Below are 14,623 nucleotides of genomic sequence, written 5' to 3' on the forward strand. Positions count from 1 at the left end.
ATGGCCATGATACCCACGAACGGCGGACAGCCTGCGGCCATCGACGGTCTCGATCTTATCGGCGCAGGCACCTCGTTCCGGAACGAGTTGTTCGACATGGTTGCCAACTCGGCGATCTTCAATCGTTTCGAAGGTCCGGAAATCCGCCAGCTGATCGGCTATATGCACGCTTATTCGGCCCCCGCCGGAACGACCCTGTTCCGCGAGGGAGAACCCGGCAAGTATATGGGCATCCTGATCGAGGGCTCCATTGAAGTCCGCAAGCAGAATGATGACGGGCGCGAGCACGCCATCGCCACCATCACGCCGGGCAAGACATTCGGGGAGATGTCGCTGATAGACGGCTTGCAGCACTCGGCTTCGGGCGTCACGCTGGAACCCATCGTCCTGACCCTGCTCGGCAAGGAACCCCTCCGACAATTCCTCGAAAAACATCCCGCCTCCGGCGTCAAGATGCTATGGGAGATTGCCCGGCTGCTCAGCCTGCGGCTGCGCCAGACCAGCGGACAGCTGGTCGATTACCTCAACCAGTGATGCCGCTCACGATACGCATACTGGGCTGTAGCGGCGGCGCCTGCGGCGATTTGCGCAGCACCGCGCTGCTGCTTGACGACAGTACCCTCGTCGATTGCGGCACCGGGGTCGGCGATCTGTCGCTGGAGGAGATGGCGCGAATACACGACGTGTTTCTCACCCATTCCCACCTCGACCACGTGCTGTTCCTGCCGCTGCTGTCCGACGCCGCGCTGGCCCTGCGCGACGGCCCGCTGACCGTGCACGCGCTGCCGGAAACGCTGGCCGCGCTCAAGATCCACCTGTTCAACGGTGTATTGTGGCCGGACTACACCGCCCTGCCGTCGCCGCAGTCTCCCTGTATCCGCCTGCAGGCGCTGGCCTTACACGAAACCTGCGAACTGGCGCATGGCCGCATCACTGCGCTGCCCGCGCTGCATGCCGTGCCGGCGGTGGGTTACCTGATCGACAGCGGCCGCGCCAGCTTCGCCTTCAGCGGCGACACCACCGACTGCGCAGCCTTCTGGGACAAGCTCAATGAAGTCGAGAACCTGCAATACGTGATGGTCGAGACCACCATGCGCGATGCGGACAGCGGCATCGCAGAACGCTCGCGCCACACCACCCCGGCACTGTTGGCGCGGGGAGTTGCCCGGCTGAAGAAAGCCGTGCAGCTGCTGGTCACGCACATCGAGCCGGACAAGGTGGAAGCGGTCCGCGCCGAGATCCGCGCCGCGCTGGCCGGGATTACTCCGCCAATCGTGCCGCATTTCGTCATGCGCGGCGAGGTGTACGAACTGTGAGCCGGGCATTCCTCAACGAGGACAAATTCGAGCAGGCGGGCGACGAACTGGTCGAACGCCCGGTCAGCGCGCAGCCCAATTACGTGACCCCGGCCGGGCTGCGGCAACTGCAGCAGGAAGCAGTGCGACTGGAAGCGTTGCGCAGGACACTGGCGGCGAACAAGGACGACCCGTTCGCCATCCAGCAGAAAGCCGAGGTCGAACGCGACCTGCGCTATTACGCGGCACGGCTGGAAAGCGCGACGATGGTCGATCCGGCCGCGCAGCCTAGCGACGAGGTGCGTTTCGGCGCGGTTGTCGGCATGGAAGACGAGGATGGCCATGCGCTCGAATTCGCCATCGTCGGCGAGGACGAGGCGGATGTCGCCAGCAACAAGGTCAGCTGGGTTTCGCCGCTGGCTAAAGCGCTGATCGGCGCGCATATCGGCGATAGCGTAAAATGGCGCCGCCCCGCAGGCGACAAAGAGCTGGAAATCATCGCGATCCGCTATCAGGTTTAAAACACCCAATGCGCGTTTTACGCCGCGCACCCTAAGGAAATTCATTTTGCTCATCACCAGTAACCTCACCATCCAGTTCGGCGCCAAGCCGCTGTTCGAGAATGTTTCCGTCAAGTTCGGCGAAGGCAACCGCTACGGCTTGATCGGCGCCAACGGCTGCGGCAAATCGACCTTCATGAAAATCCTCGCCGGAGTGCTGGAACCCAGCGGCGGCAACGTCTCGCTGGACAACCACGAACGCATGGCCTTTTTGCGCCAGGACCAGTTCGCCTACGAAGACCAGCGGGTGCTGGACGTGGTGATGATGGGGCATGAGGAAATGTGGCGCGCGATGCAGGAGCGCGACGCCATCTACGCCAACCTGGAAGCCACCGAAGAAGACTACATGCGGGCCGCCGAACTGGAAGCGGTGTTCGCCGAATACGATGGCTATACGGCGGAAGCGCGCGCCGGCGAACTGCTGCTGGGCGTGGGCATCCCCATCGAGCAGCACAACGGCCCGATGAGCGCGGTGGCGCCCGGCTGGAAGCTGCGCGTGCTGCTGGTGCAGGCGCTATTCTCCAACCCGGACGTGCTGCTGCTGGACGAACCCACCAACAACCTGGATATCAACACCATCCGCTGGCTGGAAGACGTGCTCAACAACCGTAACTGCACCATGATCATCATCTCGCACGACCGCCACTTCCTCAACCAGGTCTGCACGCACGTTGCCGACATGGATTACGGCAAGCTGACGGTTTATCCGGGCAACTACGACGACTACATGGAAGCTTCGACCCAGGCAAGGGCGCAACAATCCGCAGACAACGCCAGAGCCAAGGAGCGCGTCGCCGAGTTGCAGGAGTTCGTGCGCCGCTTCTCCGCCAACGCCTCCAAGGCGCGCCAGGCGACTTCCCGCGCCAAACAGATCGAGAAGATCAAGATCGAGGATATCAAGCCTTCCAGCCGCCAGTACCCCTTCATCCGCATCGAGTACGACGAGCGCGAGAAGCTGCATCGCCAGGCAGTGGAAGTAAAGAATCTCACCAAGGGTTTCGACCGCAAGCTGTTCTCCGACCTCAACCTGCAAATCGAGGCTGGCGAACGCGTGGCCATCATCGGCGAGAACGGTATCGGTAAAACCACCCTGCTGCGCTGCCTGGCCAACGATCTCGCTCCTGATTTCGGTACGGTGAAATGGGCCGAGAAGGCCAATATCGGCTATTTTGCCCAGGATCACGCTGCCGATTTCGACAAGGACACCTCGCTGACCGACTGGATGCAGCAATGGACGCGCCCCAGCGACGACGATCAGGTGGTGCGCAGCATGCTGGGCCGCCTGCTGTTCTCCGGCGACGACGTGAAAAAGCCGGTGCGCGTGCTTTCCGGCGGCGAGCAGGGCCGCATGCTGTTCGGCAAGCTGATGCTGCGGCGCCCCAACGTGCTGCTGATGGACGAGCCGACCAACCACATGGACATGGAATCCATCGAAGCGCTGAATACCGCGCTGGACAAATACAAGGGAACGCTGATCTTCGTCAGCCACGACCGCGAATTCGTCGGCTCGCTGGCGACGCGTATCCTGGAGATCCGCCCGGACCGCGTGATCGACTTCGGCGGCAACTACGAGGATTATCTGGCCAGCCAGGGAGTGGATTAGCGCTCGGGTTTGCGCGACGGCAACCACTTCGCGAGCGACATTCCCATTTTTGCAGCGGACAGCGCAGCACCGGCAAACCGGCCGACAGCCAGATGTTTACGCAGAAGAAAAATCGCGGCCATTGCCGTGCTCAGGGCAATGGCCGGATGTGAACGGACAGCGCGCGCCAGCGCGTAGCCCTTATCGAAGATGCCCGCCGGGCGTTCCAGCCGGTGCAAGCATTCGCCCAGTTCCGCACGCTGCCGCGCAGCCCGCTCGATCAGGACGGCGCGGCGCGCGGCAAGTTGCTGCAGGCGGCTCATTCGCGGGACGCCAGCGCTGCGCGGTCCTTGCCGAGTTCGGCAAGACTGGCGGAAAACAGCCTAGGCTTGTGTTTGGCCTGCTGGCGCAAGCAAACAGCGCAAACGAAGGCAATCCCAAGATGCATTACCGCGACCGCGGCTATTGCCGCCAGACGATGGCTGTCCCAGAACGCGGCAATGACCAGCACGGACAGCAGCAGCACGCCAAGACCAAAGAAGAAAAGCGCGAAGAAGCCGTAAAGCAGCAGCCTGGTCAGGCGTAAGCGCTCCTCCTCGATTTCCGTGGCAAGCAGCTCAAGCCGCGTCTGGGTAACCCCCAGCAAGGTGCCAAGCAAGGTCTTGATGGAAGTGAACAAGCCGCTACTCTGGACCATGACGGAACGTCGCTCAGTCGCGACGGGAAACCAGATAGCCGATCAGAAAGCCGACGCCGCCCGCAATGATGACCGACTGCCAGGGATTTTCATGCACGTATTCGTCGGTTGCCTGGGCGGCCTGCCTGGCTTTTTCCACCACCGCTTCTTCCGCAGCGACCAGCCTGGCCTTGGCATCCGCCAGACGCGCCACCATCGTTGCGCGCAGTTCGGCCATTTTTTCACCGGTCTGGCCCGCCGTGGCGCTCAATATCGCCTCTGCGTCCGATACTACGGCCTTGATATCGTGAATAAGTTTTTCATTGTTGCTTTCTGCCGGGGCATTCATGATGGGACTCCTTCTTGAAGTTTCGAAAAATTGAACCGCGAATGACTTTCAAACTACCCGTTATGACGGGATAAATCAACCTTTATCATGAAGCTGGGCCTCACGAAAGTCTGTAACGGCAGGCAAATCGGCGGCATAATTCCACTGTCTACTCTTCCGCGGAACCCGACACCCTCAATGGGTTAAATTATCGGCATGGATCACCTCCCCATTTTCATCACCCTGCGCGGGCGCTGCTGCGTGGTCGTTGGCGGCGGCGAAATCGCCGCGCGCAAAATCGGCCTGCTGTGCAAGGCGCACGCCATGGTCACGATCGTTGCGCCGGAACTCTGTCCGGCGCTGGCCGAACATCGCCAACAGGGGCTCGTCGACTGGATTGCCGCCCGGTTCGAGCCGCACCATCTGGACGGGGCCACCCTGGCAATTGCCGCGACCGACGACGAAGCCGTCAACCGTGCGGTATCGGCGGCGGCACAGACGCGCAATATCCCGGTCAACATCGTCGACCAGCCCGCGCTGTGCACGTTTGTGTTTCCATCCATCATCGACCGCTCTCCCATCGTGGTGGCGGTATCCAGCGGCGGGGCGGCCCCGGTGCTGTCCCGCATGCTGCGCTCGCGCCTGGAAACCATGATCCCAGCCGCCTATGGCCGCCTCGCCGAACTGGCCGGAGCGTTTCGCGAGCAGGTCAAGCAGCGACTGGGCAGCATGCAGCAGCGCCGCATTTTCTGGGAAAACATATTCGAAGGCCCCATCGCCGAACAAATGCTGGCAGGCCGTGAAGATGCGGCCAAGCGCGCGTTGCAGCGGGCACTGGACAACGCAGCGGATGCCGGCGCACGGGGCGAGGTCTATCTGGTCGGCGGCGGCCCCGGCGACCCCGACCTGCTGACGTTCCGCGCGCTGCGGCTGATGCAGAAAGCGGATGTCGTAGTGTACGACGCACTGGTGTCGGAAGGCGTGATGGATCTGGTGCGGCGCGACGCCGAGCGTATCTACGTCGGCAAGCAGCGCGCCAATCATGCTCTGCCGCAGGAAGACATCAACGCGCTGCTGGTGCGCCTGGCACTGGACGGCCGGCGCGTGCTGCGCCTGAAAGGCGGCGACCCGTTCATATTCGGGCGCGGCGGCGAGGAAATCGAAACCCTGGCCGAACACGGCATTCCGTTCCAGGTGGTTCCCGGCATCTCGGCCGCCAACGGCGTCGCCAGCTATGCCGGCATTCCGCTCACGCACCGCGACTATGCCCAGTCGGTGCTGTTCGCCACGGGCCATCTGCGCGACAATTCGATCGATCTGGACTGGGAAGCGCTGGCCCGCCCGCGGCAGACAGTGGTGATCTATATGGGCCTGACCGGGCTGGCAATCATCTGCCGCAAGCTGATCGAGCAGGGCCTGCCCCGCGACTGGCCCGCGGCTGTGATCCAGCAAGGCACCACCCGCCATCAGCGGGTCATGACCGGCACCCTGGAGAATCTGGCGCAAAAAGTGGAAGCGGCTGGGTTCAAGGCGCCGACGCTCACCATCGTCGGCGAGGTCGTCAAACTGCGCGACAAGCTGGCCTGGTTTGATCCGCAAGACGGCGATCAACCGCCATTGCTGTTGTAATTCAGGAGGGGAAGTAGGCAGAGGTAGAATCGGTCAGCGCAGTGCATAAATCCCCGGCAAGTTTCGCCACAAACCGTTGACATCCATGCCGCAGCCGAAAACGTAGCGATCAGGCACGCGAATACCGACAAAATCGGCGGCGATGGGCTTGGGCCGGTCGATCAGCTTCTCCAGCAGGACCGCGCTATGAAACGCTTCGGCGCCTTCCGCCAGGCAGCGCTCGCGAATGGCGGCCAGGGTATGGCCTTCATCCAGAATGTCGTCCAGAATCAGCACGTCGCGCCCGGCAATCCCGCTTTCCGGAAAAAAACGCCAATCCAGCTCGCCGCCATAGGTCTGGTTGCGATAGCGCGTGACATGCATATAGTCGAAATCCAGCGGGAAACGCAGCAGCGGAAGCAATTGCCCGGCAAACACCACCGCACCTTTCATCACGCACAGCACCAGTGGATTCTTGCCGGAAAGCCGCGTGGTAATTTCGGCAGCCATGCGCTCCAACGCGGCGCCAACCTGCTGCGGCGAACACAATTCCACAGCCTGCGCCAGGATGTCTTCGGCGATATCGCTCATGATGCGCGGGTTTCCAGATAGTGTGCAAACGCTGCGCCGATTTCGGCATGGCGCAATGCGAATTCCACATTGGCTTTCATGTACCCCAGCTTGCTGCCGCAATCGTAGCGGATGCCACGATAACGATAGGCCAGCACCGGCTCCCGTTGCATCAAAGCAGCAATCCCATCGGTCAGCTGAATTTCACCACCCTTGCCCGGCCGGATATTTTCCAGGCATTCGAAAATCGCCGGCGTCAGGATATATCTGCCGACCACCGCCAGATTGGAAGGCGCATCGGCAGGATCGGGCTTTTCGACAATGCCCTGAATAGCCACCAAGGGCGACTCGGACGCCGCTGCATCGATAATGCCATAACTCGCGGTTTCGCTTGGTGCCACGGGCTCCACCCCGAGGATCGAATGTCCCGTCTGCTCGAAACGCTCGACCATCTGGCCCATCGCCGAAGGATGACCATCGATCAGGTCATCGGCCAGAATCACGGCGAAAGGATCGCCGCCCACCACCTGTTTGGCGCACAACACCGCATGGCCAAGCCCCAGCGCTTCCGCCTGCCGGACGTAAACGCAGGATACATGGCTGGGCAGAATGCCGCGCAAGAGCTGCAGTATTTGCGTCTTGCCGCGCGCCTCCAGCTCGGTTTCCAGCTCATAGGCTTTGTCGAAGTGGTCTTCGATCGCGCGCTTGCTGCGGCCGGTAACAAAGATCAGTTCAGTAATGCCCGCAGCCACGGCCTCCTCGACCGCATACTGGATCAATGGCTTGTCGACAATGGGCAGCATTTCCTTGGGGCTGGCCTTGGTGGCGGGCAGGAAACGGGTGCCCATTCCCGCCACAGGAAAAACCGCTTTCGTAATTTTCTTCAATCTTGATTCTTTTCAGTGAATAGTGATGGCACCGGGTACAGCAGTAAGGTGAACATTTTGATGTAACGCAGGCTGATACTCGCTCACCCATTCCAGCAATTTCTTTTTTACGTTTATTTCGCTGAGATCGCCGCGTTCAATCCAGTCCACGACATTTTTGACCCAAGCCTCATCAACTTTACGCGCCTGGGCAATGCGCAGCTTGGGATGAGGAGTCGGCAGGGTATGCTCGTCATCGGCCAGCAATTCTTCGTACAACTTTTCGCCGGGACGCAATCCACTGTAGGTGATTTTGATTTCATCCTCGGTGAAACCGGAGAGACGGATCATTTCACGCGCCAGCTCAACAATCTTGATCGACTCCCCCATGTCCAGCACGAAAATTTCCCCGCCCTGCCCCATCAATCCGGCCTGCAACACCAGTTGCGCAGCTTCCGGAATCGACATGAAATAACGGGTGATTTCCGGATGCGTCACCGTCACCGGACCGCCTTTGGCTATCTGTTCGCGAAATTTGGGAATCACGCTGCCGCTACTACCCAGCACATTACCGAAGCGCACCATCAGGAACCGCGTGCGCCCCTTGCCCTGCAATCCTTGACAAACCATTTCCGCCAGACGCTTGGTGGTGCCCATCACGTTTGTGGGATTAACCGCTTTATCAGTCGAAATCAGCACGAATTTTTCCACGCCATGGACGATACAGGATTCGGCCACACAATACGTACCCAGCACATTGTTGCGCAGCGCTTCGCCAGCATTACCGTTCTCCATCATCGGCACATGCTTGTAGGCTGCCGCATGAAACACCACGACAGGCAGGTAATGGCTGATCACGTCATCCAGCCGACGCCGATCTTTGACATCGCCGACCACACAGGCAAGGCGCAACGATGGAAACGCTTGTGCAAACTCCTGCTCCAATTGATACAAGGCAAATTCGCCAATCTCAAACAGTACCAACAACGACGGCTGGAACTTTGCAATCTGGCGAGACAGTTCCGAACCAATCGACCCCCCTGCGCCGGTGACCATCGCTACTCGATGCTCAATCAAGGCATGCAAACCGGCATCGTCCAGCTGCACTGGTTCGCGCCCAAGCAGGTCCTCCACCTCCACTTTGCGGATGCTCGAAATGCTAACCTTTCCGCTCATCAAGTCTTCGAACGAAGGGACGGTTAATACGTTTAGCTCGGCCTCGGTACAGGCTCGCATCACTCTCTGCCGGGCTTGGTGTGTGGCTGAAGGCATGGCTATAATGACATGTTTGGCCAACATAGCATTAGCAGCTCGATTCAAAACCTCCAAACTGCCGAGTACGGGCACCCCGTGAATCTGGAAACCATGCAGATTCTCCTTGTCATCCAGTAGCCCCACCACACGCCACTGGGGGCTGCGTTCCAGCTCTTTCACCAAGGCAATAGCGGCCTCGCCCGCCCCAATCACTAGCACGGGCTCACCCTGCAACTGCGAAAATCGGATTAGGTGGTGTTCTTTCCAAGCGCGATAGGCAAAACGACTTCCGCCCATCATCAGAATCAGAAGAATCGGATCGAGTACCAGTACCGCTCTTGATACAGGAGACGGTAGACGCAACATCAGCAACCCTGCCGCCACAATTAATCCAGCCAACCCGGTAGCCATCAGAATTCGCTTTAAATCGCTAATGCTGGCAAACCGCCATACCCCGCGATACAAAGCCATTCGCCAGAATACCAGCGATTGAACCAGCACCACCCAGGGAGTGGTCTGCCATATTAGTGAAGAGAGCTCGGGCGGTAGCGAGAAATTGAATCGGAGCAGGAAAGCCGATATCCAGGCGATGGCCGAAACCAATGCATCATGAGTGATCGCTAGCAGCAAGCGGATTTGGGGATTGTTTTTCACAAGTGGCCTTTGAAAATGGAATAGCTCAAGGCAAGGTCTTTCGCCACATATGATCTATCGTCAAAGCCAACGAAACATATACCAGCGACCAAATCACCAAGCCGGCTACTTGCATCATCCAGGATTGCCTCATTAGCCATACAGCAGAGCCCCCAGACAAGACCATCAGGCTATACTCCCCAAACGCCGTTTTGCGGTGCCCCCACCCCATCCGGATCAAGCGCTGGTAATAGTGGCTGCGGTGCGCCTGCCAGAACTTTTCACCGTTTAACAATCGCTTGAGCAACGTTATCGTGGCATCCATAATGAAAGGTGAAAACACCAACACGGGAAACCACAAAGGCCAATCACCGCGCTGCCAACCGAGCAACCCCAGCGCGCCTGCGAGGAAACCCAACGGAATCGAACCCACGTCGCCCATAAAGATTCGTGCGGGGTGAAAATTAAACCAAAGGAACGCCAATGCCGCAGCCGCGACTACTGCCGGTTGAGTCGCAAAATAAGCATCACCACCAAAGAAAGCAGCTGCGGCATAGCCACCAAAACCAAAAAGCGCCATTCCGCCAGCAAGACCATCTGAGCCATCCATGAAATTGTAAAGGTTGATCATCCAGATCATCGCCAGGATCATCATCAATACAAAAACAAAATTCCATTGCCCAGGCAACCAGAACACGAATGAAATCACCGCTAGCGTATGCCCTGCAAATCGCCAGCCGATCCCCAATCCTTTCATATCGTCCACAAAAGACAACGTAGCCAAGCCAGCCATACAGATCAGGATGGGCCCAACCCATATACTGGTCACGGCCCACGAAACTAGAACCCCTATCACGATCGCAATTCCGCCAATGCGTGGTACGGGTACAGCATGTAATGAGCGCCCGTTAGGCTGATCGAGCACGTGCGAAAAAAAAGGGATTCTTAACAGAATACATATCAGAAAAAAAACACTCATCAGCCCCAGAAAAACTGGGTAGAGGATATATGGAATATAAGTCATCAATGATATGTTTTTAATTGAGAAGCAATTTATTGAAAAATTCATCTATCATAGTCTGCCATATAATATGAAACGGTTTCTTCCAGCGCAGCCTCAACAGAAACCGGAGGGATCCATCCCAGCAGTTCGCGGTTCTTGCCAATATCGACTCGCAGAGACTCGCATAGCCTCTGAACAACCATTTTTTTTCCCAGTAACTCTCCCAAACTGCACAATAAATTCGCAGGTACCGCAACTAGATGAGTCTTCTTATTCATCGCCAATGCTGTCATAGTTAGCAACTCAGGCGTGGAGAGGTCTATGCCATCACTAACGAGAAATACCTGATTGGATGCTCGAGGATGAGCTAAACAAGTTACGATGAAATCCGCCAGATTGCCAAGCGATACCAAACTACGCTTGTTGTTTATTGTTCCGACCGGCAATGGAATCTCTTTAAAAAGCCACCGCATCAGTTCTTTAAAATTACCTTTAACCTTCGGCCCGTACACGAGAACCGGGCGAATAATCACTAGTTCCAACCCCGTCTCATCAGCAATTTTTTTCAATGCCTCCTCGGCTTCATGCTTTGATATGCCATAAGGATCGACAGGCGCCGGTACATCCTCAGCCGTAAATGGCTTATCTATCGGGGTACCCTCCCCATTAACTTTTATGGAACTGATAAAGATAAAGCGTTTAACGCCGGCAGATGCTGCCTGACGCGCAAGATTGCTAGTTGCAATAACGTTCACCTTGCGAAATTCCGTAAGTGGGTCTTTGGCAGAATCGCACATAACGTGGACACGGGCAGCCAAATGAATTACTGCGTCGACGTCAGCAAGCGCAATTGACCAGTCAGTATGCTGATCGACCGAGCCAATCGGGAACTGTTCTACATCGCGCGCCAAGCCTTGGTGGGATATTTGACGAACCGCACCCCGCACCACGCAACCTTCATGCCTCAATCTCGCGCAGAGGTGCTGACCGACAAATCCATTAGCGCCTGTAACTAATATCTTTTTTCGGGGCATCGATTTTGCCACCTCGATTTTTTTTATATTCTGCGGAGTAAAGCCATACCCAAAGCTGCTCCTGAACGCCCCCCCCCACTTCCGCCAATAAATCCAGCCGGAGCGCACCGTGATCCAAAGCATCTTCCGGGAGTGATGGGTGTCACGAGCCCATAGATGAATCACTCTGACATTCGGGACATAAACAATCCTGGCGATCATGGACAGCCTACGCCCGATGTCCGCATCTTCATAGTGCAAGAAGTAATCCGGATCAAATCCTTTTATCTGCTGCAATAGTTGGGTACGAAAAAACATGCAACACCCAGTGGGATACTGAACCCCTTCGATGATTTCTTCGTAGTTCTGATCGCACATTTCAAATTTTTCAATCACGGAGCTGAATACCGATTGCGTCCAGTTGGGGGCAAAGCTGCGCAAAAACATAATGAACAAGGTTGGGGATCGCTTGCACAAGTATTGTCGCTGTCCATCTTCACCAAAGACTGAAGGAACCAGCAGCCCCACATCAGGATTGCTCTGCATGAAATCCAGCGCCTGATGAAGCGCATCCGGTTCTAAAAACAAATCCGGATTGATCACCAGATGGTAGTCAGACTCAACCCTTTCAATCACCAGATTGTTGCCGCGACCATAGCCAAGATTGCTTTCCGGGTTCAGCAGACTTATCTTCCAGCCATCCAGTTTTAATGCGCGTTCTTCCACCCATTTTTCAATGCGCTCTGCCCATTCCCGGTCATCCGAATTATCCACCAAGGTCAATTCAAGATGGAGCTTATGCTCCTGACGGGCAAAGACAAACGCCCGCTGCAAGGCATCCAGGGTACGCCCAAGAACCAAAAAATCCGGTTTATATAGGACCAACGATGCGGTCAGATAAATTTCAGTCATACATCCTCAATTTGTAGCAGCATTCTTGATCACCCGTGCCGGGACACCAATGGCCACCGCATGGGCAGGGATGTCATGTACTACTACCGCATTCGCGCCAATTTTGGCATGGTTGCCGACCGTCACCCTTCCGATCACCTTGGCACCCGCACCGATCAACACATGGCTGCCGATGACTGGCCGGGTCATAGGGGTAAAGTGCATATCCGGTTCTTTAGCACCCAATGTCACTCCCTGCATAATAGTGACATTATCCCCGATAATCTCTGCACCGATGACCGTGCCAACGGTGTGCGGCAGAAACAGTCCGCCACCAATTTTGACTCTCGGCGACACCTCAATACCGAAAAGCAAGATATTCAACAAAGTAAAAAGCTTGGCCACCTGGCCAAGACGATGTCGATAAAAAAAAGCTGAAACTCGCAAAAAAACTATCGGGAGCAGCTTTACATTAAAGCACGCCGCTAGGATTCTCCAAGGGGAATCCACCGTTTGGCGACCTGCCAGTTGATAATACCTTTCAATATCTGCCCGCAGATTCTTCACGCAGCCACCTTTTTATAGGCATTCCAGGTAACCAAACTCATGAGCAGTCCAGCAATGAGGAATAACATCGGGACAACCCCATGAACCAAATGCGAATCCTGGTATTTCATCTCCATCAAAAATAGAGGTAATACGGCAATAATAATCAAAGGCCATATCTCACGCCTTAACATCAATCTATTTTTGTACCGTGCATACTCCACAACAAAAACCAAATAAATTAAATTGGAAAGCACGAATGCCCAACCCAGAGACTCCAGTGAGGCGTATTTCTGCAAGCTAACCCAGATCATAACCAATAAAACTGCATTCAACCCCAGGTCGGACACAAGCAGTACTCGCGCATCCCTGGTTGCAAGGATCATCGTGCCATATACCCAGGAAACACCACGAAAAATTACTGCAATCGACAGGATCACCAACACATTTCCAGCCAATTCAAACTTCTGGCTATACAGCAAATGAATGACCGGCATCTTGAATACCGCTAGGAAATAACAGACTAACACGCATCCTAACAGAACCAGGTATGCAGTTTTAAGAACACATAACCGCCGCTCTTCATCACTCCCGGCAGCCGTTAACAAGGGCAAATAAATTGTATTGCATGCCGTGAGAAATAGCGTCACATAATTGAAAGTCAGCGTCCATCCGACATCGAATAAGCCCGAAAAGGCAAGACCCCGTTCACCGATAATCCACGAACGAATCAGCAACATCGCGACAGTTGCAGACAGAGCCGCCACCATTGTAGAGAGTGCAAACTTCAAGAATGACCTTGCTTCAGACAAGTACAAGATTCCGGCAACCAGCTCAAGAGAGCTTTTGGGAAATCGCGACATACCCCATGCACCGCACAGAAAAGTCACGCCGAAGCAAAGCCCAAATGACCATACCAAAATTTGCGGGCGGTAAGACACTTCAAAAAAATAAAATGCGCCTAACATGATTACCAGTGCAAGGGGGCCAGCTAATTGTGAAACTGACAGAAAATGAAAAGATCGGTAACCATTCAAAACAGCGATTGAGTAGGCTCCCGCAACGCTCAACAAAACAACCAAGCTGAGCCAACGGACTGCTGAAACAGCATCAGAATCAATCGACGATAAAGAAAATCGGGTGAGTGGTTCTGCGAAAATAAAAATAGACAAAGCCAGCAGCAATCCAGTCAGCCCGATCATGCGACTCGCAATACCCCTGAAGTGACGGCGTTGAATGTCATCGCTCTTTTCAGCAAGCCCCTGTACAACCGCATTGGTCCCACCAAATGTCGCACCAATCGTTGCTGCCTGAACGATTTGCCTAAATTGGGAAAAAAGCCCTACACCTTCTGGCCCCAGCCATGTAGCTACGATCTTAAAACTCAACAGCCACATCAATGCGGCACCAAATACTCCAGCTAAACTTATTAATATGCGATCAAGCTTAAGATACTCTTGCATACATTCATGCTAGCAAGTAGCTATCTCTTCGGTTCGCTTTATAGTCAGTTTCGACAAAAGCATTCCCCATAAGAAAAACGCAAAAATGCCAGGGTATGGTTGACGCAAGGTTACCTTGAAGTTGCTGTCCACCACGACCAGGTAAAAAACGATAGCGCCAAGCCATAGCGTTTCGCTCGGCAATTTTTCCCCATAATGGCATAGCAGATATGTTGTATAACCCGTCAAAAACAAAATTGGTAATACTGAAATCAAACCGAAGTTATCGATCAAATCCAAATACCAGTTATGCGCACTCGACCAAACTTTTCTTGGCAACGGTTTAGGGTGCCCAA

General features: G+C 55.7%; 16 protein-coding genes. 5 read left to right on the forward strand and 11 right to left on the reverse strand.

Features of this window, described 5'->3' with window-relative positions:
* The 4 genes from VGK14_RS11415 to VGK14_RS11430 are packed head-to-tail and all read left to right on the forward strand — an operon-like array spanning position 1 to position 3,458.
* Entirely contained in the window at positions 1-534 is a 534-nt protein-coding gene (locus VGK14_RS11415; RefSeq protein WP_331509216.1) for a cyclic nucleotide-binding domain-containing protein, read from the forward strand.
* Positions 534-1,316 (forward strand): 3',5'-cyclic-nucleotide phosphodiesterase, encoded by a 783-nt coding sequence (locus VGK14_RS11420; RefSeq protein ID WP_331509217.1) that lies wholly within the window; start codon positions 534-536, stop codon positions 1,314-1,316. The genes VGK14_RS11415 and VGK14_RS11420 overlap by 1 nt, the downstream gene beginning before the upstream one ends.
* A complete protein-coding gene (locus VGK14_RS11425; RefSeq protein ID WP_331509218.1) occupies positions 1,313-1,816 on the forward strand; it encodes a GreA/GreB family elongation factor in 504 nt (167 codons plus the stop codon). The genes VGK14_RS11420 and VGK14_RS11425 overlap by 4 nt, the downstream gene beginning before the upstream one ends.
* Positions 1,817-1,862: 46 nt before the next feature.
* Positions 1,863-3,458, forward strand: a complete 1,596-nt coding sequence (locus tag VGK14_RS11430) for an ABC-F family ATPase (RefSeq protein WP_331509219.1) — start codon at positions 1,863-1,865, stop codon at positions 3,456-3,458.
* On the opposite strand, the gene VGK14_RS11435 is transcribed toward VGK14_RS11430, so the two are convergent.
* Genes VGK14_RS11435 through VGK14_RS11445 form a run of 3 tightly spaced genes read right to left on the reverse strand, consistent with a single transcriptional unit; the run spans position 3,455 to position 4,462 of the window.
* On the reverse strand, positions 3,455-3,760 hold the full coding sequence (locus tag VGK14_RS11435; RefSeq protein ID WP_331509220.1) for a YqjK family protein: 306 nt from the start codon (positions 3,758-3,760) through the stop codon (positions 3,455-3,457). The genes VGK14_RS11430 and VGK14_RS11435 overlap by 4 nt on opposite strands.
* Positions 3,757-4,134: a phage holin family protein gene (locus VGK14_RS11440; protein WP_331509221.1), complete on the reverse strand. Its 378-nt coding sequence runs from the start codon at positions 4,132-4,134 to the stop codon at positions 3,757-3,759. The genes VGK14_RS11435 and VGK14_RS11440 overlap by 4 nt, the downstream gene beginning before the upstream one ends.
* Positions 4,135-4,147: 13 nt before the next feature.
* Complete coding sequence (locus tag VGK14_RS11445) at positions 4,148-4,462, reverse strand: DUF883 family protein (protein WP_331509222.1); 315 nt, start codon at positions 4,460-4,462, stop codon at positions 4,148-4,150.
* Positions 4,463-4,657: 195 nt separating this feature from the next.
* On the opposite strand from VGK14_RS11445, the gene cysG reads away from it, so the two are divergent.
* Positions 4,658-6,070 carry a siroheme synthase CysG gene (gene cysG, locus VGK14_RS11450; RefSeq protein WP_331509223.1) on the forward strand — a complete coding sequence of 471 codons (1,413 nt, stop codon included), beginning with the start codon at positions 4,658-4,660 and terminating at the stop codon, positions 6,068-6,070.
* A gap of 33 nt (positions 6,071-6,103) precedes the next feature.
* Here cysG and VGK14_RS11455 read toward each other — a convergent pair whose 3' ends face one another.
* From VGK14_RS11455 to VGK14_RS11490, 8 genes are all read right to left on the reverse strand, one after another.
* On the reverse strand, positions 6,104-6,640 hold the full coding sequence (locus VGK14_RS11455) for a hypoxanthine-guanine phosphoribosyltransferase (RefSeq protein WP_331509224.1): 537 nt from the start codon (positions 6,638-6,640) through the stop codon (positions 6,104-6,106).
* Positions 6,637-7,506: a UTP--glucose-1-phosphate uridylyltransferase GalU gene (gene galU / locus VGK14_RS11460; protein WP_331509225.1), complete on the reverse strand. Its 870-nt coding sequence runs from the start codon at positions 7,504-7,506 to the stop codon at positions 6,637-6,639. Before galU ends, VGK14_RS11455 begins: the two co-directional genes overlap by 4 nt.
* Positions 7,507-7,518: 12 nt before the next feature.
* Positions 7,519-9,393: a nucleoside-diphosphate sugar epimerase/dehydratase gene (locus tag VGK14_RS11465; RefSeq protein ID WP_331509226.1), complete on the reverse strand. Its 1,875-nt coding sequence runs from the start codon at positions 9,391-9,393 to the stop codon at positions 7,519-7,521.
* A gap of 25 nt (positions 9,394-9,418) precedes the next feature.
* Positions 9,419-10,396, reverse strand: a complete 978-nt coding sequence (locus tag VGK14_RS11470) for a glycosyltransferase family 4 protein (protein ID WP_331509227.1) — start codon at positions 10,394-10,396, stop codon at positions 9,419-9,421.
* A 41-nt stretch (positions 10,397-10,437) separates the two neighbouring features.
* Positions 10,438-12,300, reverse strand: a complete 1,863-nt coding sequence (locus tag VGK14_RS11475) for an NAD-dependent epimerase/dehydratase family protein (protein WP_331509228.1) — start codon at positions 12,298-12,300, stop codon at positions 10,438-10,440.
* Between the two features lie 6 nt (positions 12,301-12,306).
* Positions 12,307-12,846, reverse strand: a complete 540-nt coding sequence (locus VGK14_RS11480) for a hypothetical protein (protein WP_331509229.1) — start codon at positions 12,844-12,846, stop codon at positions 12,307-12,309.
* Positions 12,843-14,288, reverse strand: coding sequence for a hypothetical protein (locus VGK14_RS11485; protein ID WP_331509230.1), 1,446 nt, complete (start codon positions 14,286-14,288; stop codon positions 12,843-12,845). The genes VGK14_RS11480 and VGK14_RS11485 overlap by 4 nt, the downstream gene beginning before the upstream one ends.
* Before the next feature lie 9 nt (positions 14,289-14,297).
* Positions 14,298-14,623 (reverse strand): hypothetical protein (locus tag VGK14_RS11490; protein WP_331509231.1); only part of this gene is annotated, 326 nt, incomplete at its 5' end.

Origin of the sequence: Novimethylophilus sp. (genome assembly GCF_036504375.1) — a bacterium.
In the GTDB taxonomy this organism is placed as follows: domain Bacteria; phylum Pseudomonadota; class Gammaproteobacteria; order Burkholderiales; family Methylophilaceae; genus Novimethylophilus.